At 71.1% G+C, this 20,161-nt stretch carries 15 protein-coding genes; 12 read left to right on the forward strand and 3 right to left on the reverse strand.

The window, feature by feature from the left end:
• The first annotated feature begins 8 nt into the window (after positions 1–8).
• The 3 genes from QA861_RS33050 to QA861_RS33060 all read left to right on the forward strand — a co-directional run bounded on the left by QA861_RS33050 (position 9) and on the right by QA861_RS33060 (position 5,712).
• Entirely contained in the window at positions 9–2,207 is a 2,199-nt protein-coding gene (locus QA861_RS33050) for a tetratricopeptide repeat protein (RefSeq protein ID WP_334592313.1), read from the forward strand.
• Positions 2,204–3,955 carry an urease accessory protein UreH domain-containing protein gene (locus QA861_RS33055; RefSeq protein ID WP_334592314.1) on the forward strand — a complete coding sequence of 584 codons (1,752 nt, stop codon included), beginning with the start codon at positions 2,204–2,206 and terminating at the stop codon, positions 3,953–3,955. Before QA861_RS33050 ends, QA861_RS33055 begins: the two co-directional genes overlap by 4 nt.
• A gap of 92 nt (positions 3,956–4,047) precedes the next feature.
• Complete coding sequence (locus QA861_RS33060; protein ID WP_334592315.1) at positions 4,048–5,712, forward strand: serine/threonine-protein kinase; 1,665 nt, start codon at positions 4,048–4,050, stop codon at positions 5,710–5,712.
• 21 nt (positions 5,713–5,733) lie between these two features.
• Here QA861_RS33060 and QA861_RS33065 read toward each other — a convergent pair whose 3' ends face one another.
• Positions 5,734–6,540, reverse strand: a complete 807-nt coding sequence (locus tag QA861_RS33065) for an SGNH/GDSL hydrolase family protein (protein WP_334592316.1) — start codon at positions 6,538–6,540, stop codon at positions 5,734–5,736.
• A gap of 302 nt (positions 6,541–6,842) precedes the next feature.
• Here QA861_RS33065 and QA861_RS33070 point away from each other — a divergent pair, with 302 nt between their 5' ends.
• From QA861_RS33070 to QA861_RS33095, 6 genes are all read left to right on the forward strand, one after another.
• Complete coding sequence (locus QA861_RS33070; RefSeq protein ID WP_334592317.1) at positions 6,843–7,280, forward strand: hypothetical protein; 438 nt, start codon at positions 6,843–6,845, stop codon at positions 7,278–7,280.
• Between the two features lie 13 nt (positions 7,281–7,293).
• Positions 7,294–8,421 carry a GNAT family N-acetyltransferase gene (locus QA861_RS33075; protein ID WP_443041612.1) on the forward strand — a complete coding sequence of 376 codons (1,128 nt, stop codon included), beginning with the start codon at positions 7,294–7,296 and terminating at the stop codon, positions 8,419–8,421.
• A gap of 396 nt (positions 8,422–8,817) precedes the next feature.
• Entirely contained in the window at positions 8,818–9,657 is an 840-nt protein-coding gene (locus QA861_RS33080; RefSeq protein ID WP_334592318.1) for a glycosyltransferase family 2 protein, read from the forward strand.
• The gene (locus tag QA861_RS33085) at positions 9,654–10,670 is read left to right on the forward strand and encodes a glycosyltransferase family 2 protein (RefSeq protein ID WP_334592319.1); all 1,017 of its coding nucleotides are present in this window, start codon (positions 9,654–9,656) and stop codon (positions 10,668–10,670) included. Before QA861_RS33080 ends, QA861_RS33085 begins: the two co-directional genes overlap by 4 nt.
• Positions 10,667–11,467, forward strand: coding sequence for a polysaccharide deacetylase family protein (locus tag QA861_RS33090; protein ID WP_334592320.1), 801 nt, complete (start codon positions 10,667–10,669; stop codon positions 11,465–11,467). The genes QA861_RS33085 and QA861_RS33090 overlap by 4 nt, the downstream gene beginning before the upstream one ends.
• Entirely contained in the window at positions 11,460–15,248 is a 3,789-nt protein-coding gene (locus QA861_RS33095; RefSeq protein ID WP_334592321.1) for a lipopolysaccharide biosynthesis protein, read from the forward strand. Before QA861_RS33090 ends, QA861_RS33095 begins: the two co-directional genes overlap by 8 nt.
• Positions 15,249–15,271: 23 nt before the next feature.
• On the opposite strand, the gene QA861_RS33100 is transcribed toward QA861_RS33095, so the two are convergent.
• A complete protein-coding gene (locus tag QA861_RS33100; RefSeq protein WP_334592322.1) occupies positions 15,272–16,699 on the reverse strand; it encodes a GH39 family glycosyl hydrolase in 1,428 nt (475 codons plus the stop codon).
• Between the two features lie 175 nt (positions 16,700–16,874).
• Between QA861_RS33100 and QA861_RS33105 the strand changes: the two genes are divergently transcribed.
• Positions 16,875–17,969, forward strand: a complete 1,095-nt coding sequence (locus QA861_RS33105) for a DUF5925 domain-containing protein (RefSeq protein WP_334592323.1) — start codon at positions 16,875–16,877, stop codon at positions 17,967–17,969.
• 290 nt (positions 17,970–18,259) lie between these two features.
• On the opposite strand, the gene QA861_RS33110 is transcribed toward QA861_RS33105, so the two are convergent.
• Entirely contained in the window at positions 18,260–18,628 is a 369-nt protein-coding gene (locus QA861_RS33110; protein WP_334592324.1) for a GntR family transcriptional regulator, read from the reverse strand.
• 71 nt (positions 18,629–18,699) lie between these two features.
• Between QA861_RS33110 and QA861_RS33115 the strand changes: the two genes are divergently transcribed.
• Both QA861_RS33115 and QA861_RS33120 read left to right on the forward strand, forming a co-directional pair.
• Positions 18,700–19,629: a GNAT family N-acetyltransferase gene (locus QA861_RS33115; RefSeq protein ID WP_334592325.1), complete on the forward strand. Its 930-nt coding sequence runs from the start codon at positions 18,700–18,702 to the stop codon at positions 19,627–19,629.
• The gene (locus QA861_RS33120; protein ID WP_334592326.1) at positions 19,610–20,146 is read left to right on the forward strand and encodes a ribonuclease FAU-1 family protein; all 537 of its coding nucleotides are present in this window, start codon (positions 19,610–19,612) and stop codon (positions 20,144–20,146) included. Before QA861_RS33115 ends, QA861_RS33120 begins: the two co-directional genes overlap by 20 nt.
• Positions 20,147–20,161 lie beyond the last annotated feature (15 nt).

Consider the following 20,161-nt stretch of genomic DNA (forward strand, 5'->3'; position numbering starts at 1 on the left):
GAGAGGGCATGCCCCCGCGTACGAACGACAACGCACCGGACCGCGAGCAGGCACCGCAGCCGCCGCTCACGCGACCGGGCCGTGAGCTCGGCACCCGGCCGGCCGACACGGCGGGGGCGGCCGACATCCTCGACACGGAGGATGCCGACAGCACCGACAGGCGCCCTGGCACGGAGCTGTCCAGCCCGCCCGGAACGAACGTGGCCGCTCCGGGCAGCTCCACACCGACCGACACCGCAGTACCCGCGTCGGCCGCCACGGGCAACGACAGCGAGCCGAGCCCCGCCCCGGCCACCGCCGGGACGGAAGCCGCAGGCACGGCGGTTCCCCCGGAAACTCCGAAGGCCGAAGCCGCCACGGAGACCAGGAAGGCAGCCGCACCCGACCTCGCCGAGGCGTCCGCCACCCAGACCTCGCCTGCGGGTACGGCGACTCCCCGGGAGACTCCGGACGCCGAAGCCGCCACGGAGACCCGAAAGGCAGCCGCGACCGACCTCACGCCCGGCCTCGCAGAGGCGTCCGACACCGAGACCTCGCCCGCAGGCACAGCCGCTCCCCCGGAGACTCCGGACGCCGAAGCCGCCACGGAGACCCGAAAGGCAGCCGCGACCGACCTCACGCCCGGCCTCGGCGAGGCGTCCGACACCGAGACCTCGCCCGCAGGCACAGCCGCTCCCCCGGAGACTCCGGACGCCGAAGCCGCCACGGAGACCCGAAAGGCAGCCGCGACCGACCTCACGCCCGGCTTCGGCGAGGCGTCCGGCGCGGGGGTCTCGCCTGGGGGTGCGTCGGATGTGTCCGCCGACCAGTCCGCCCCCGCCGCCTCCGACGAGCGCGTTGCCGCTGTCCGGCGGCTCGGGGAGTCGTCGAGGCGGTGGCGGGCGGTGCAACTCGGCGCCTGTGCCGCCGCGTTGGCGGTGGCGTTCACCGCCGGTGCCGTGGTGCTTGGCGCGGTTCGGGACGGGAGCGGTACCGCCACCGTCGCGTCTGCGCCGGCCGCCATGTCTCCCGCGCTGCTCGCGAGCGGGGACATCGGCGCGAGCATCGCCTCCCTTCAGGCGCATCTGCGGGCGCAGCCCAAGGACTTCGGCAGCTGGGCGACGCTCGGACTCGCCTATGTCGAGCAGGCCCGCACCAAGGGTGACCCCTCCCGGTATCCGCAGGCCCAGCAGGCCCTGGCTCGGTCCCTTGAGCTGAAGCCCGACAACGACCCCGCTCTCGCCGGGCGCGCCGCCCTCGCCGCCGCCCGCCATGACTTTCCCGGCGCCCTCAAGTACGCGGACCAGGCCCTCGCGCAGAACCCCTACAGCGAGCGCGCCCTGTCCATCCGTATCGACGCCCTGGTCGAACTCGGGCGGTACGACGAGGCGTTGAAGGCCACCGACGAGGCCGACGCCAAGCGGCCCGGGGTGCCTGTCTTCACCCGGTACGCGTACGTGCGTGAGCTGCGCGGCGAGGTCACCGTCGCCCGGCGGGTGCTGGAGCAGGCGCTCGGCTCCGCCACCTCTCGCGGGGACATCGCGTACGTGTCCACCACGCTCGGGCAACTCGCCTGGAACCAGGGCGAGTACAAGTCCGCCCTGGAGTTCTACGCCCGCGCCCTGGCCGCCGACGACGCCTACCTTCCGGCGCTGGAGGGCCGCTCGCGCGCCCAGTTCGCCGACGGTGACCGGGCCGGCGCGATCAAGGGCATGGAGGACGTCGTCTCCCGCTATCCGCTGCCCGGTCCGCTCGTCGAACTCGGTGAGCTGTACGAAGTCCGGGGCGGCGAGGGCGACTTGGCCAAGGCCCGCGACCAGTACGCGCTGGTCAACGCCTGGACCGCCATCGCCCGCGCCAACGGCGTCAACGCCGACCTGGACACCGCGCTCGCCGCCGCCGACCACGGCGACCGGAAGTCGGCGCTGCGGGCGGCCCGCGCCGAGTGGGACCGCCGCGAGACCGTGCACACGGCCGACGCCCTCGCGTGGGCCCTGCACGTCAACGGCAAGGACGACGAAGCCCTCCCGTACGCCCGCCGCGCCACCGCGACCGGCTACCGCAACGCCTCCTTCATCTACCACCGCGGCATGATCGAGCAGGCCACAGGCCATCCGAAGGAAGCCCGCGCCTCGCTCTCCGCCGCCCTCGAACTCAACCCCGGTTTCTCCCCGTTGGGCGCCCGCAAGGCCCGTACGGCTCTCAAGTCCCTGGAGGCGGCGAAGTGAAGCCCCGTCGTGTGGCCGCCTCCGGCGCCGCCCTGTTCACCGCGGCCTGCGCGCTCGTGCTGGTTCCCGCCGGCGCCGCGAGCGCGCATCCTCTCGGCAACTTCACCGTCAACCGGTACGACGGTCTCGTCGTCGCCCCGGGGCAGCTCCGGGTCGCCCATGTCGAGGACCTCGCCGAGATCCCGGCGACCCAGGCCAAGCCCGACATCGAGAAGCTGGGTCTGACCGACTGGGCCGGGCAGCGGTGCGCCACCGCCGCGAAGGGCAGCAAGGTCACCGTCGCGGGCCGTACGGTCCCCCTGTCCGTCGGCAGCGCCAAGGCGAGCACGCGGCCCGGGCAGGCCGGCCTCAACACCCTGCGCGTGGAGTGCGGGCTCACGGCCGCCCTCCCCGAGGTCGCCGAAGGGGACACCGTTTCCCTCGGCTTCCACAGCGCGGGGATCGAGTCGGGCCCCGGCTGGCGGGAGATCACCGCACGCGGCGACCGGATGACGCTCGCCGAGTCCGACGTACCGCAGAAGTCGGTGTCCGGTGAACTGACCGGATATCCGAAGGGGTTGCTCTCCTCGCCGGCCGACACCGCGACGGCCGCCCTGCAGGTGAGCCCGGGCGGCCCGGCCCTCGTCGAGAGCGGCGAGAAGGCGGCCCCGGCCTCCTCCGTGCTGCCGCGCGGCGCCGACCGCTGGACGCGCGCGCTGGACTCCCTGGTGGCCCGGCACGACCTCACGATCGGCTTCGCCGCACTGGCCCTGGTCATCGCGATCTTCCTCGGCGCGATGCACGCGCTCGCCCCGGGCCACGGCAAGACCCTGATGGCGGCCACGGCAGCCGCCCGGGGCGGCAAGGCCCGGCTGCGCGACGTCATGCCGCTGGCCGCCTCGGTGACGGTCACCCACACGCTGGGCGTGGTCGCCCTGGGCCTGCTGGTGACGGCCGGTTCGGCGGCGGCGCCCTCGGTGATCGCCTGGCTGGGCGCGGCGAGCGGTGTGCTGGTGACGGGGGCGGGCCTGACCCTCACGCGGCGGGCCTTGCGCCAGCGCGCACACGAGCGCACACACCTCGCCGCCCATCCGCACCCTCATCCGCACGACGACCACGGTCACCCCCATGACCAAGGTCACTCCCACGACCACACCCACGAGCACGATCACGAGCACCCCCACAGCCACACCCACGCCGCCGACAAGGCCCCGGCACGCGAACTGGTCCTCGCCCACGCCTCGCACGCACACACGGACACCGCGCTCGCACCCGCGCCCATCGCGGCTCCCGCACAGGTGCACGACCACGGGCACGATCACGACCACTCCCACGAGCACCACGACCCCAAACACAAGCACACGCACGCCTCCACCACCCTCGAACACACCCACGGCGGCTTCACCCACTCGCATGACATCGCGCCCACCCTGCGCGGGACGATCCTCCTGGGGTTCGCCGGTGGGCTGGTGCCGAGTCCGTCCGCCGTGGTCGTGCTGGTCGGTGCCGCCGCGCTGGGGAAGGCGTGGTTCGGGTTCCTGCTCGTGCTGGCCTACGGGGTCGGCCTCGCGCTGACCCTCACCGGCGCCGGGTTCCTCGTCGTACGGCTGGGGAGCGGGGCAAACCGGCTGCTGGACCGGCGCCCGGGGCTCGCCGGAGGGCCGATGCTCGCGCTCGTCCGGCGTACCGCGCCACTGGCGTCCGCGTTCCTCGTTGTCGCACTGGGGGTCGGATTGGTGCTCAAGGGGGCGGCTTCCGCGCTCGGCTGAGCTACTTTTGGGAAGAAAACAGGCGGAGTGCAGAGAACCGGCGTGCAATGAGACGGAATCCGTGAACGCGCGGCTGCGATGGGGGGACGCCCGTGTCCGATGAACCAGGCAGTGAACGGGTGATCGCGGGACGCTACCGACTGCTCTCACCGCTCGGCGAGGGCGGTATGGGCACGGTGTGGCTGGCCCGTGACGAGTTGCTGTACCGCGAGGTCGCCGTCAAGGAGGTGCGCGCGCCCGCCGGACTGCCGACCTCCGAGATCGAGCGGTTGTACGCCCGACTGGAGCGCGAGGCCTGGGCCGCCGCCCGCGTCTCCAACCGGAACGTCGTGACGGTGTACGACGTGGCGACCGAAGACGGCCGGCCCTGGATCGTCATGGAAGTGGTCCGCGGGCTCTCGCTCGCCGATCAACTGGACGCCGAAGGGTCGCTGTCCCCCCAGGAGGCCGCGCACATCGGCGCCGAGGTGCTCTCCGCGCTGCGGGCCGCGCACGAGGCCGGGGTCCTGCACCGGGACGTGAAGCCGGCCAACGTGCTGCTGTCCAACGACGGCCGGGTGGTGCTCACCGACTTCGGCATCGCGACGGTCGAGGGCAGCTCGGCCCTCACCATGACCGGCGAGCTCATCGGTTCCCCCGAATTCCTCGCGCCCGAGCGGGCGTTGGGTCGCACCCCCGGTCCCGAATCCGACCTGTGGTCACTGGGCGTGCTGCTGTACGCGACGGTCGAGGGCAACTCACCCTTCCGGCAGAACACCCCGCTCAGCACCCTGCGCGCCATCGTGGACGAGGAGTTGCCGCCGCCGCTCAGGGCGGGGCCGCTGACGCCCGTCATCGAGGGGCTGCTGCGCAAGGATCCGGCCGACCGTGTCACCGCCGAACAGGCCGAGCACGATCTGCGGATCATCGGGGCCGGGGGCACGCTTTCCGGGGCGGGACCCGTGCGCGCGGACACCGGGCCGACGGTCCCGTACACCCCGACGAGCGGGGCGGCCTTCCCGCAGCACCCGCCGACGCCGCCTCGGTCGATTCCCGTTCCCCCGGCGGCGAGTTGGGACGCCCCGCCGCAACCGGACACCTACGCGACCCGCACTGCCGAACCGGCCCGTAACCGCCGGGCGGCCGTCGTCCTGGTCGCGGGCCTCGCCGCCGTCGCACTGGCGGTGGCCGGACTGACGTACGAGCTGCTGAACCGTGACAAGGGCGGGGACAACACCGGTGCCGGCGCCGGCAGCAGCGCCCCGCCGAACAACAACCGTACGGGCGACGCGAGTTCGCCCAAGAACAGCCCCAGCGACTCCGGCGACGGCAAGAAGAGCCCCACCCCGAGCAGCAGCGACAGTGGCGCGTCCTCGCAGCCGGCGCAGACCGTCGAGGTCCATGTCTCCGGTTCGGGCACCGACTACTCGGGAACCTGTCCGCCGCCCGCCGCCGAGGCGCCCAGCTTCACGGCGACCTTCACGGTGGGCGACGTGCCCACGAAGGTCTCCTACCGGTGGGTGACGGAGAAGGGCGACGCACCGGAGCAGGGCTGGCGGACGCTGTCGTTCCCGGCGGGCGGCGGGAGGACCAAGGAGAACAAGGTCTTCGTGACGACGTACGACGAGAGCGGGACGATTCGGAACGCGATCGGGGTAGAGGTCCGCGACCCGGTGGGCGTGAAGTCCAACTCCGTGCCCTTCTCGGTGACATGCGAGACGGAGACCCCGATGGACGGGGCCTCCTCTCCCAGTGGCACTCCCTCCGGTACGCCCTGAGGGGACGGAGGCCTCGCCCGGTCAGGCGGCGCCGGTGAGCGCCGGCAGATAGCCGCCCGACTGTCCGGCGGCCGTCGGGTGGTACGACTCGCCGATGTTGAGCAGGTTGAGGCTGTGCAGCCACGAGCTGCCCGAGCAGAGCTCGTGACCGGTGAAGGCCGGCTTGACGTCCCCGAAGGTGAAGCCGTGGTCCGCGGCCCGTTTGGCGAGCGCGCTGTTCAGATAGTCGGACGCGCCGTTGATCGCGGAGCGCTTGGCCTCGGAGAGGCCGAGGCAGGTCTGGCCGAGCTTGTAGAAGCGCGGGTAGCCCAGGACGACCACGTGGGCGGCGGGCGCCCGCGAGGTAATGGCGTCGTACACGGTGTCGAGCTGACCGGGGAGGGTCGAGTCGACGTACCCCTTCGCGGTGTTGATACGGGCGAGGCAGGTGCTGTCGGACTGGAGCACACAGGTCGTCATGACGTCGGCGAAGCCCGCGTCGTTACCGCCGACGCTGATCGAGACGAGGCCCGTGGCGGAGCTGAGGGGGGTCAGCTGGTTCGCCAGAACATCACCCGTTCGGGCGCCCGAGCAAGCGGTGAAGTTGAAGCTGGAGGGTGAATGGGCGGCTGCCCAGAGGGAGGGGTAGGCCTTCGTGCTGCGCTTGCAGTCGCCGCTGGAACTGATGTAGTTGCCGGATCCGACGCCCGAGGAGTAGGAGTCACCGAGGGCCACATAGCCGGTGGGGGCGGCGAGTTGGGACGCCTGCGCGGACGTGGCCCCGGTGAGGGCGGCGCCGGCGGCGAGGAGGAGCGAGGTCACGTATGCCGTAATTCGGGAACGTCTCATGGAACCTCCTTTAGCAGGATCTCTGCCACAACGTTCGTACCAACACCGCATGTTGATCGGAAGTGTCCATGCCAAGACTTTCTGGCCCGTTCCGGGACGGATCACCCGCGTTCGCGTTACGGCCCTTACCTCGACCCGGGCGGAACGCGCCGCTCCGGGTTGCGTCCGCTGTCGCGGGGCACCCCCCACAGACGCGCCACGCGTTCGGGCGAGCTGTCGCGGAAGTTCCGCATCTTGACTCACCCGTCCCGCTGCGCGACATTGAAGCCCGGCATCCGGCGCGTCGGGGGGCAAAGTCGCCAATGCAGACCATACGGAACAAGCCACCTTCATCCGGGAGCGGACCGGGTAGCGGTGAGCCGCCGGAACAGGGGCGGGGGAACGACCTGTTCCCGCTGCTCACAGGCGCGGCCGTGGCCGTCGCGGCCAGCGGTGCGGTCCTCGCGCTGACCGACACCGCCTCACCGGTGCGCGGCCCCTTCACGCTGTTCTTCCTCCTCGCCGCACCGGCGTTCGCCGTGGGAGCCGCCCTGCGCGGACTGGAGCCGTTCGGCCGGATCGTGACCTCCGTGGCGGCAGCGGTCGCCCTCGATCTCCTGGTCGCCCAGGGCATGCTGGCGACCCACCGGTGGTCGGTCCGCGGTGGAGTCGTGACCGTGACCGTGATCAGCTCGCTGATCCTGCTGCTGGTTCTGGTACGGCGACGGCGCGACCGTACGGCGAGAAGACGGACCTCCTGACGTGGCTGGTGACGTGGCTCGTAATCTGACACCCGAGGTGACCCTCACCGTGCACCGTCCCGGCGAACTGACCGCCGCGGACCGGGCCGCCTGGACGGCACTGCAGGCCAAGGCCCATCTGCACGGCACGCCCGAACTGGCGAACCCCTTCCTGTCCCCGGAGTTCACGCTCGCCGTCGGCCGCTGCAGACGTGGCGTACGTATCGCGGTGCTCCACGAGGGCGGGGAGCCGGCCGCGTTCTTCCCGTTCCAGAGATCCGCCGCCGGAGTCGGCCGGGCGATCGGGCTCGGTGTCTCCGACTGCCAGGGGCTGGTGCACCGCCCCGGATTCACCTGGGACGCCAGGGAGTTGCTGCGGGCCTGCGGGCTCGCCGTGTGGGAGTTCGACCATCTGATCGAAGGCCAGACACCGTTCGAGGCCGGGGCCTCCGGCACCTTCCCGTCCCCGGTGATGGACGTCGACCAGGGGTACGAGGCCTATCTGGCCGGCCTCAGGGCGCGCTCACCCAAGTTCGCGCGCACGACGCTCGCCAAGGAGCGCAGGCTCGGCCGGGACTTCGGCGAGGTCCACTACGTGCACGACGAGCGTGACCCCGAGGCGCTGGCCGGGCTGATGGCCTGGAAGTCCGCCCAGTACCGCAGGACCGGACGCAGCGACCGGTTCGCGCATCCCTGGATCAGCCGGCTCGTGCAGCAGCTCTTCCACACCCGTTCCGACCCGTTCGCGGGCGTCCTGTCGGTGCTCTACGCCGGCGGGAAGCCGGTCGCCGCCCACTTCGGGCTGCGGACGGAACGCGTGCTGGCCTGCTGGTTCCCGGCGTACGACCCGGCGTACTCGAAGTACTCGCCGGGGCTGATCCTGCATCTGCGGATGGCCGAGGCAGCCGCCGCCGACGGTATCGCGTACCTGGATCTGGGCCGGGGACAGAAGGAGTACAAGGACTCCCTGAAGACCCGTGAACTCACGGTGTCCGAGGGGTGGGTGACACGTCGTCACCCGGTGGCGGTCGGACACCGGGCGCGGCGCGCTCCGGTCCGGGCGCTGCGCAATGTGGTGCTGTCCCGGCCGGAGCTCTTCGAGCCCGCCGACAGGGCGCTGAAGCGGATGGGACAGCTCCGATCCACAAAAGGATCAAAGTAGTTGCGTAACGGTCAAACCAACAAAAACGTGTGACCTTGTTTCAGGTCTTGCCATAAGGACGTAATCGTCAATACCGTCGTACATCTCACCCGCATCGGTACGTCGTCCTGTGACTCAGGGGAGGGCTCAGGGTCCACGACGACCGTCGGAGCGGGACGCGGTAGGGGGGTGCCGTGCTCGGGGGACGTGAGTCCCGCCGGGCCGTGCCGCGAAACCGGCCACCGAGTCAGGGTGTTCGGCCAGCTTTGCCAGCTCACCCGGCATGCACGCAAGACACCAGGAGACCGACACGGAGGAACCATTCGCATGCCGTAAGTGAGAACCCCCCTTTCGAACCGGACAAAATGCCGGGCCGCCCAGGGGAGGGCGGTCCACCGGACGAGAGGGACCAGACTCATGAGTTCCGTTCTGCGACCGGCGATACCGGGCCAGGAGCCCGCAGCCGCCGACCGGCAACCGATCACGGCCGACGTGTACCGGCCGATCTCCTCCCACCTGGCGATCACGCCACCGGTGAGCGTGGTGATCCCCGCCATGAACGAGGCGGAGAACCTGCCGTACGTCTTCAAGACGCTGCCCGACTGGATCCACGAAGTGGTCCTGGTCGACGGCAACTCCACCGACGACACCGTCGAGGTCGCCCGCGGGCTGTGGCCCGACGTCAAGGTCGTCGAGCAGCGGGGCAAGGGCAAGGGGGACGCCCTGATCACCGGGTTCGAGGCCTGCACCGGCGACATCATCGTGATGGTCGACGCGGACGGCTCGGCGGACGGCAACGAGATCGTGTCGTACGTCTCCGCGCTCGTCTCGGGCGCCGACTTCGCCAAGGGCTCCCGCTTCGCCAACGGTGGCGGCACCGACGACATGACACCGATCCGCAAGCTCGGCAACTGGGCGCTGTGCACGGTCGTCAACAGGAAGTTCGGCGCCCGCTACACCGATCTCTGCTACGGCTACAACGCGTTCTGGCGGCACTGCCTCGACAAGATCGACCTCGACTGCACCGGCTTCGAGATCGAGACCCTGATCAACATCCGGGTGGTCAAGGCGGGGCTCAAGGTGCAGGAGATCCCCAGCCACGAGTACCTGCGTATCCACGGCGCGAGCAATCTGCGGGCCGTGCGCGACGGCCTGCGTGTCCTGCGGGTGATCCTGAAGGAGCGCTCCAACCGGCGTGCCCTGCGCGGCCGTTCGCACGCCCGCGTCCTCAGTGCCGGCCGGGGAGAGGCGTCTTGAACGAGCTGGACGTCTCGGTGGTCGTCTGCGTCTACACCGAGGACCGCTGGGAGGACATCCTCGCGGCGGTCGCCTCGGTGCGGGCGCAGTCACGGCCGGCCCTGGAGACACTCCTGGTCGTCGACCATAACCAGGCTCTCCTGGAGCGGCTGGCCAAGGAGTACAAGGAGACCGCCGAGGTACGGGTGCTCGTCAACGCGGGCCCGCGCGGCCTGTCGGCCGGCCGCAACACCGGGATCGCCGCCTCGCACGGCGGGATCATCGCCTTCCTGGACGACGACGCCGTGGCCGAACGCGACTGGCTGCGCCACTTCGCCGAGGGGTACGCGGACCCCCTGGTGATGGCCGTCGGCGGCCGTACGATGCCGATCTGGGCGTCGGGCCGCCGGCCGGCCTGGTTCCCCGAGGAGTTCGACTGGGTGGTGGGCTGCACATACAAGGGGCTGCCGCCGGGGCGGGTGCGGGTGCGCAACGTGCTCGGTGGGAACGCCTCCTTCCGGCGTACGGCCTTCGAGGCGGCCGGCGGTTTCGCCACCGGCATCGGACGGGACGGCGACAAACGGCCGCTGGGCTGCGAGGAGACGGAGCTGTGCATCCGGCTCGCCCGGGCCAGACCGGACGCGGTGCTGCTGATCGACGACCGTGCGGTGATCCACCACCGGGTGCCCGAGATACGCGAGCACTTCGGGTACTTCCGCACCCGCACCTACGCCGAGGGCCTGTCGAAGGCACTGGTCGCCCGAAGTGTCGGCGCGGACAAGGGACTTGAGTCCGAACGCCGGTACACCACCCGGGTGCTGCCCGCCGGGATCGCGCGCGGTGTGCGCGACGCCCTGCTGGCCCGGCCGGGCGGCGCGGGCCGGGCGGGCGCGATCGTCGCCGGGGTACTGACGGCGGCGGGCGGGTACGTCCTCGGGAGCCTGCGGGCACGCCGGGGCGGGCCCACGTTCACGGTCGTGGAGATCGAGAGCGCGGTGCGGACCGAGGGAACCGAGGGAGGGGACCCGCGATGACCGACACACGCCTACCGATCCTCATGTACCACTCCGTCGCCACCGAACCGAACGACGCCACCAGGACCCTGTCGGTGACCCCCGAGGCGTTCGCCGAACAACTGGCGCTGCTGGCCGAGCGAGGCTTCACGCCACTCAAAACGGCAGATCTGGCCACGCGTTGGCGATCGGGGCGTCCACTTCCGGCGCGTCCGCTGCTGATCACCTTCGACGACGGTTACGAGGGCGTGCACCGGCACGCGTTGCCGGTGCTCGCCAAGCACGGTTTCCCCGCCACGTTGTTCGTGTCGACGGGCTGGCTGAGGGGCCCGTACGACACCGGGGGCGGCCTCGACACCATGCTCGACTGGGACCAGGTGCGCGAACTCGCGGGCAGCGGCGTCGAGATCGGCGGCCACAGCCATACGCACCCGGAGCTGGACCAGCTCGACGACGACGCGCTGCGCTTCGAGCTGACCCGCTGCCGGGACGTCGTCGCCGGTCAACTCGGCGCCGTACCGGTGTCGTTCGCGTATCCGTACGGCTACTCCAGCCGCCGGGTGCGTCAGGCGGTGCGGGCGGCCGGGTTCACCCAGGCGCTCGCCGTCGGCAACGGTCTGGCGCGCCGGCAGCAGGGCCCGTACGCCCTGCGACGCGTCACCGTCCGCCGCTCCACCGGTATCGAGGAGTTCGCGCGGCTGGCCGAAGGCCGGTCCGTCGCCCGCGAGTTCGCCCGGGACCGTGCCCTCACCAAGGGGTACGCCATGGTCCGCAGAGCACGTCAGGTCCGCCGGAAGGCGATCCGTTCCCGTGTCTGACACGACGACCACACCCGCGACCGAGGCCGCCACCCCCAAGACCGGGACTCCCGAGCGGCGTCCCAGGCGGCGGCTGCGGCTGCCCGGCCTCGGCAGGGGCCAGGGGGGCGGCAACCAGCTGTTCCGGAACGCCTACGCGCTGATGCTCAACACGGGCATCTCCGCCGTGCTCGGGCTCGGCTTCTGGCTCGCCGCCGCCCGCTACTACTCCGAGTCGGCGGTCGGCCAGAGCTCCGCCGCGATCGCCGCGATGAAACTCCTCGCCGGTCTCACGGCGGTGACGCTGACCGGCGCGCTGGCCCGCTTCATCCCGGTCGCGGGCCGCGCCACCGGGCGGCTCATCTTCCGTACGTACGCGGGCAGTTCGGTGATCGTGGCGGTGGCAGGCGGCGTCTTCCTGCTCACGCTGGACAGCTGGGGGCCGTCGTACCGGTTCCTGCACGGGCCGGTGCCCGCCCTCGGGTTCGTCGGCGCCGTCGTCCTGTGGAACCTGCTCACGCTCCAGGACGGGGTGCTGACCGGGCTGCGCAACGCGCTGTGGGTGCCGGTCGGCAACACCGCGTTCTCGGCGGTCAAGCTGGGGCTGCTGGTCGCCTTCGCGGCGGCGATCCCGACGAGCGGTGTCTTCGTGTCGTGGGTCGCCGCGATCGCCATGTCCGTACTTCCGCTCGGCTGGCTGGTGTTCCGCCGACTGGTACCCCGGCACGTCAAGGCGACCGAGGAGCACGCGAAACCGCCGACAGTGAAGGAGATCGGCCGGTTCCTCGCGGGCGACTACACCGGGTCGCTGTTCTCCCTCGCGGTGGTCTACCTGGTGCCGGTGATCGTCGCCTCGCAGGTCAGCTCCGCCGACAACGCCTACTTCTACATCACCACCACCATCGGTGGCACGGTCAACCTGCTCGCCATCAACATGGGCGCCTCCCTGACCGTCGAGGGCTCGCACGATCCGGCCCGACTGGCCGCCAACACCCGGGCCGCGCTCAGACGCATGGCGCGGATCATGCTGCCGGTCGCGGGGGTGCTGTTCTTCGGGGCGCCCCGGATCCTGGCCGTCTTCGGCTCGGGCTACGCGGACGCGGCGACCTCGCTGCTGCGCTGGTTCGCTGTCGGCGCGGTGCTGCGGGTCGTCATGGAGACGTACTTCGCGGTGCTGCGCGCCCAGAGCCGTACCGCCGGACTCGCCTGGATGCAGGGCCTGTTGTGCGTCCTGGTGCTGGGTCTGACGCTGCTGCTGCTTCCCCGGATGGGGCTGACCGGAGCGGGCGTCGCGGAGATCTCGTCCCTCGCGGTGATCGTCGCGCTCGCCGCGCCCAGGCTGTACCGGACTGTCAGGGCGGCGCCGGCCGACCCCGTCCCCGAGGACACGGCACCGGACGGCGACCTCGCCGACCTGGCGGCGGGCTCCCTCGGTCGCGGGCAGGGGTGGGCGGCGCGTTCGCTGGACTCGGACACCCTCGCGCTCGGCGTCCATCTCGACTTCGACCACCAGGAACGCCGCCCGGACGTCCGCCCGGGGCCGGGGACCCCGCCCACGGGGACACCGGCGCCGCGTGCGGACCACCGGCCGACCTGGGCCCTGAAACAGGTGGGGCCCGAGTCCCTGGGCCTGCCGGCCGAGGGCGCGTCCCAGGAGGTCGCCGTCCCGGCGGACGCGGAGGCCGAACTCGTCCGCGCCGCGCAGGCTTCCCTCATACGGGAGTTGCGCACCCCGCACACCCCACCCGCCCCACCGGCATCGCCTCCGCTCTCCCCGCGCGCGCGTCTGCGGCCGACCCGCACCGGAGTGTTCCTCGGCGGTCTGCTGATCGCCGCGCTCCTGCTGTACTGGCTGCCCGTGTCCCGCCTCGGTGAGGCGGACCTCGACCGGATGGGCGGGCTCGGGCTGGTCTCCGTACTGCCGCTGCCGACGCTGGCCGGGGCCGCGCTGCTGGTCGTGGTGTTCGCGTCGCTGCTGTGGGGGAACCGGGAACACCGGACGCTGCTGGCCCTCACGCTGCTCGCGACCGTCGTGTCACTGCACGCGCTGCCCGCGGTGATCGAGGCCGAACCGAGGTTCGCGACGGCCTGGCAGCACCTCGGGTTCATCGACTACATCGACCGGACCGGGACCGCCGTACCGGACCTCGACGCCCGCTGGAGCTGGCCGGGATTCTTCGCCGGGGCCGCGTTCGTGGCGAAGGCCTGCGGGGTCGGTGATCTCACCGAGGTCATCCGCTGGTGGCCGCTGACCATGCAACTCCTCTATTTGGCACCGCTGTTCCTGCTGACGCGTTCGTTGCGGGCGAGCTGGCGCGCCAAGTGGACCGGCGTGTGGATCTTCGTACTGAGCGGCTGGGTGGGCCAGGACTACTTCTCCCCACAGGGCTTCACCTATCTCCTCTATCTGGTGTTCGTGGCGATTCTGCTGGTGTGGTTCCGGGCGCCCCGGGTGCTGTGGGCGAAGGTGCGGCCCGGCGAGGCGGAGGTCGAGCCGACGAACCGCCGCCAACAGGCCGTACTGCTGGCGGTGTTGATCGCCCTGTTCGCGGCGACGGTCCCTGCCCACCAGTTGACGCCGTTCGTGATGCTGGGCGTGCTGGCGGTCCTGGTGCTGATCGGAAAGTCCGAACTGCGGGGCCTGCCCATCCTGTTCGGCGTCATCGTCGCGGTCTGGGTCGGTTTCATGGCCGAGCCGTACTGGTCGGGGCACTTCGACGAACTCTTCGGCGGGATGGGCGGAGTGAGCGGCAATGTGTCGTCGAGCGTCTCCGGCCGTATCCAGGGCGGCAGTTCGACACACAAACTCGTCCTCTACACGCGCGTCCTGCTGGCTGGCGGGGTCATGACCCTCGCCTGCTACGGCTGGTGGCGCCGCCGCGACCACAAGTACCGCGAACGATCCCTGCTCGTCCTCACCTTCGTCCCGTTCCTGGGCTTCGGCATGCAGTCGTACGGCGGGGAAATGGCGCTGCGCGTCTTCATGTTCGCCCTGCCCGGCGCGGCCATGCTCGGCGCGCTCGCGCTCTTCCCGCGCACCGGCGTCACCCCGAAGGAACGGGACCGGGACCGGATCAGCCTCGCCCCGCTGGCGGCACTGATGGCGGGCCTGGTCCTCATGGGCGGCTTCCTGGTGGCTCGTTGGGGCAACGAGCCCTTCGAACGGACCCGCACCGGCGAGGTCGCCGCGATGAACTACGTCTACGCGCACGACGATCCGACCGTACGGCTGCTGTGGCTGAGCAACGACCTCCTCGACAACGTGACACCGGCGCTGCCCTGGGGCACCAAGGACATGGAGAAGGTGCGGTACGAGCCGACGCTCGCACCGGCCGACCCGGTGCTGGTGTCGGGGTTGGTGAAGGCGCTCAAGGACGCGGGCCCCAACTCCTACCTGATGGTCAACCGCAGTCAGGTCGTCTATCTCCAGCTGGACGTGGGCTACTCGGCGACCTGGGAGAAACGGCTGCTCCAGAACCTGGACAGGCGGGACGAGTTGAAGAAGGTGTTCGTCAACTCCGACGTCACGGTGTACGCGCTGCGGCAACGACCGGAGGGCGAGGTCGCGAAGCCCGATCCCGGGCCGATCGGTCCCCAGGTGACGTGGACGCCGTGGTCGGTGGTGGGCGGCCTGGCAGCCGTCGCCCTGATCCTGCTGCTCACGGCCCGGGAGGCAGTACGGGTCGCGGTGCGGCCGGGGGTCCGGCAACTCCGTTGGCTGCAGGGCGCCTTCTGGTTCTCCCTACCCCTGCTGGCGGTGCTGCTGGCCTCGTTGGTTCAGCGGTTCCTGACGATGAAGTGAGGGCGCGTACGAGGTGAAGTGGCTCAGCGGCTGAGCCACTTCACCTCGTACGCGCCCATCGTGAACCGCTTCCCGTCGACCTGCGCGTCGATCGGCCGGTCGAGGACGTTGACGACGAGGACGGCCTTGTCGTCGGCGAGCACCCGTACGTTGGGCACATCGTCCGGGGCAACCGGCACGGTCTCGTACTCCGTGCCCGGCGGGAAGGCGGCGCCGAACCGGGAGACCAGGTCGTACATCGGAAGTGCCGTTCCCCCGCCGCCACTTGAGGTGGGCGTCCAGAGGCAGCCGGCGCAGTCGGTGCCCTTCTCCTCCTCGGGGTTCCAGTAGAAGCCGGAGGAGGCGCCGCCCTTGGCCATCGCGATCAGACCGGCGGCCTGGACGGCCTCTCGATGGGTCTCGGACCAACCCGCACGGTCGTCGTCGGCGTCGGCGGGCTCGACGTAGTACTCGGCCCACCACAGCGGCAGTCCGCGCGTACGGGCGCGCACCCACTCACCGACGGCGGTGAACTTGTCGGTCGCCGCGAACTCGTCGGGCAGCAGTTCGTCGTCCTGGGTGTAGCTGGAGCCGTCCACGACGACGAAATCGGCTCCCACCTTGTGCGTGTTCCAGTAGTCGAAGGCGTCGAGGATCCGCTGGTCCATGGCGCCCCAACGCCCCTTGAAGGTCGTGGAGGCGTCCGGCTTCTGCCGTGGGTCGAGGCTGTCCATGACGAGGTACGGCCCGCCGACCATGATGTCCTTGTCGACCTTCTTCAGCGCCTTGTAGACGAGGTTGTACAGCTCGGTGTACCCCTCGTAGTCCCAGCGGGCCCCGGTGTTGTTCCAGAAGCCCTTGAACTCGTTCCACACGATGAAATGGCGTACGTCGGGATAGCGCTTCGCGACGGTCGCGGCCAGGGCGGCGAAGTCCTTGTAGTGGGCGCGCTGCGGGGCGGTCTCCAGGGCGGACTGACTCCAGTCGGTGTTGTCCGAGCCGGACCTGCCGCCCTTCATCCAGTCCGGGGCACAGCACAGGGTGACCACCGGGGTGGCACCGGAGGCGCGCATGAAGTCGATGCGGCGATCCATCTCGGTGAAGTCGTAACGCCCCTTGACCGGCTCGGGGTTGCCGGCGCCCCAGCCCATGATGTGCTGGTTCTGCGGCAGCCCGGCGTCCTTCGACAGCAGCGCCTCGACCCGGTCGGTGGCCGACCCGTCGCCCTCGTCGGCGCTGAACTGGGTGTGGGTGAAGCCCCACCCGACATCCGGCTTCGACGAAGCGGGCGACGAGGCGGCCGGTGTGCCGTGCACCTTGTCGCCGTCGCGGGAGGTGCCGGCGGTGCTGCCACCGTTCGACGGCAGCGTGTGGAGCAGGGTCAGGACCAGGGCCAGCGCGGCGGCCCCCACACCGAGCAGGGCGGTGAGCCGCCACCGCCGAGCCCCCGAATTCCACCCATGACGTCCCATCAAGGGCAACAGTAACGGCGGGGCACGGGCGGAGGGCAGACCTCCGCAGCACACAGCCCGGTAACAGAAGACGGACGTAACGGACGCGCGGGCCGGAGACGCCGCACTCGGCGACACTCGGCGCGCTCCCCGCAAACCGGGTGCACTCGGCGCCCGGGTGCCGGATCATGGCGGCATGTCTGCGAACCCACACGACGCGCTGCCGATCCGGCTCAACGTCGACGACAGCGACTCCCCGTCCGACGTCGTCGACGCGCTGTTCCTCGGCCGCTTCGCGACGGGCGAGCAGCCGTACTCCCACGCGGCGAACATCGATCGCGTACGGTCCGGGGCGACCCTCCTTCCGCCGGGCGCCCGTGTGCTGCGCTCCGCCCGCGACGACGACCGCAGCGCCACGCTGGCGGAGGGCGACGGCTGGACCCTCCTGGTGTCCCGCTGGAACCGCGGCGCCGACGTCACGGTGACGGCGACCAGCTCCGAGCTGGCCGAGAAGGTCCTCGGCCAGACGACGGACGGGGCGACGGACGAGCCCGAACCCCAGCCGGAGAACGTGACGATGGGATTCTGGTACGTGTCCCCGCGCCGGGGCCCGCACCGCACGACCCGCCAGATCTCGGCGGGCACCTGGGACGAGGTCCGCGCCAACTACACCGCGCCGGTGGCGGACGCGATGGACGGTCTGATGAGGACGACGCCGGAGGACATCGCGGGCCGACTGCTGCTGCTCCACGGTCCGCCCGGCACCGGCAAGACGTCCGCGCTGCGCACACTGGCGCGTTCCTGGCGGGACTGGTGCCAGGTGGACTGCGTACTGGACCCCGAGCGACTGTTCTCCGACGTCGGCTATCTGATGGACATCGCGATCGGCGAGGAGGACAGCGCGGGCAAGGGCCGCTGGCGGCTGCTCCTGCTGGAGGACTGCGACGAGCTGATCAGGGGCGAGGCGAAGCACACGGCGGGCCAGGCCCTCTCCCGCCTCCTCAACCTGACGGACGGTCTCCTCGGCCAGGGCCGCAACGTCCTGGTGGGTGTGACGACCAACGAGGACCTGGAACGCCTCCACCCGGCCGTAGTCCGCCCCGGCCGCTGCCTGGCCCGCATCGAGGTGGGCCCCCTGACCCGCCGAGAGGCGACGACCTGGCTGGGCACAGAGGAGGGAATCCCCCGAGAGGGCGCCACCCTGGCCGAGCTCTACGCCCTCCGCAGAGGCACAACCCCCACCACAGTCCCGGACCAGAGGGAAGGAGCAGACGCGGGCCTGTACCTGTAACCCCCGAAGCCCGGACGACCGCAAGCTCTCAAGGGCGCGAGGACCTAAGCCGCGCTGAAGACCCCGGCGACCGCAGGCTTTCAGGGGCGCGAGGACCTACGCCGCGCTGAAGACTCAGCCGACCGCAGGCTTTCAGGGGCGCGAGGACCTACGCCGCGCTGAAGACTCAGCCGACCGCAGGCTTTCAGGGGCGCGGGGAACTGCGCGACCAGCCCCCACCGCAGGCTTTCAGGGGCGCGGGGAACTGCGCGACCAGCCCCCACCGAGCCGCACCCGAAGAACTACCCCACTCACCCCTCGTAAGCCGCGCGCAAAGCATCTTTCACCGCGGCCAACGCCACCTCCTCCCCCACCCCAAGCCGCCGAACCCGCTCCACGTAAGCCTGCGCAGCAGCCACCGCTTCCCGCTCCGCCGCCGACCCCGCCGCAGCGACAAACGTCCCGTTGCGCCCCCGCGTCTCGATCACCCCGTCCGACTCCAGCGCCCGATACGCCTTCGCCACCGTGTTCGCGGCGAGCCCGAGCGACTCGGCAAGCCCCCGCACGGTAGGCAGCCGGTACCCCACGGGCAGCTTCCCGGCCCGGGCCTGCTCGGAGATCTGGGCGCGCACCTGCTCGTAGGGCGGGGCGCTGTCGTCGATGCGGATCTTCAGGGTCACCTCGCGATTGTCCCGTACCGGCCGGAAAATGAGAGGCACCCGCCGTATCTCCCCGCGTAACGTCCGAGCTCATGACTGTGACCGTGCGTGCTCTCCGCACCGAAGACCGGCCCGGCGTCGAGGCGTTCGCCCGCATCCGGCGCCTCGCCCTGCCCTTCCTCCTGTTCACCCCGGAGGCCGTCGCGTACGACATCGCGCACGCCCACCCCGACGCGCACTACCAGGCTCTCGTCGCCGAGGAGGACGGCGAGATCCTTGGCACCGCCCAGACCGCGGTCGTCCACGACAGCCCGGAGCCCGGCCAGGGATACGTCAACGTGTACGTGCACCCGGAGCGCACCCGCCGTGGCGCCGGCGCGCGCCTCGTCCGTACCGCCGAGCAACACCTCGCCGCAGCCGGCGTGACCAAGTCCTTCGCCTGGGTGCTGGACGCTCCCGGCAACCGCGCCTTCGCCGAGCGCCACGGCTACCGCTCCAGCCGTACCGCGCACTTCCTGCGCCTGGACCTGGCGAACGGCGAGCTGCCCCCGCTCCAGGATCTCCCGCCCGGCGTCGAACTCCGCAGCGGTGCCGACTTCGCCGCCGACCCGCGCCCCCTGTTCGCCCTGGACTCGGAGACGATGTCGGACGAACCCAGCGATGTCTCCTACGAGTTGACGGACTACGAGGCCTGGCTCCGCGAGACCTGGCAGCACCCCCTGTTCAGCCCCGAGCTGACCTCGGTCGCGGTCGTCGACGGCCGCCCCACCGCCTTCAGTCTGGCCCGCACCGACGGCGACACCCGGTACGGCACCGTGATGACGGGCACCGCCCGCGACTTCCGCGGCCGTGGCCTCGCGAAGCTCGCCAAGAACGACTCCCTGCACCGCGCCCGCGCCGCCGGGTACACGGAGGCCCTGACGGGCAACGACGCGGGGAACGGCCCGATGATCGCGATCAACAACTGGTTCGGCTACGAGATCTGCGCAACGGAGATGCGATATGTCCGCGAACTCGCCTGAGGACACACCCACGCCCACCCCCGCACCCACTCCCGCAACCACCCCCACACTGAACGTCGTCCTGGTCAAGGCCGGCCGCACGAAGATCAGTTACCCCGCCGAGCTGCTCCACGACGACGGCACCCGCCTCGCCGTACGCGCGGCCTGGGCCGGGGACGGAGTCCGCGACTTCGGCTTCGTCCGTTTCGAACCCGGGGACGTGTTCACGGAGTACTACTGGCGGGACCGCTGGTACTCGGTGAAGGAGGTCCGGGACGCGGCGGGCACGCTGAAGGGCTGGTACTGCGACATCGCCCGCCCGGCCACGCTCGCCGGCACCGACCTGGTCGTCGAGGATCTCGACCTGGACCTCTGGCGCTCCGCCGACGGCACGGACGTACGACGGCTCGACGAGGACGAGTTCGAGGAGAGCGGCCTGGCGGTGTCGGACCCCCGGGCCGCGTCCGCCGCCGTGGCCGCTCTCGACGAGCTGGAGTCGCTGGCGCGCGAGGGCGGCTTCGAGAAGCTGCTCGCCTGAACCCACGATCCGGGA

The sequence above is a fragment of the Streptomyces sp. B21-083 genome, from assembly GCF_036898825.1.
In the GTDB taxonomy this organism is placed as follows: domain Bacteria; phylum Actinomycetota; class Actinomycetes; order Streptomycetales; family Streptomycetaceae; genus Streptomyces.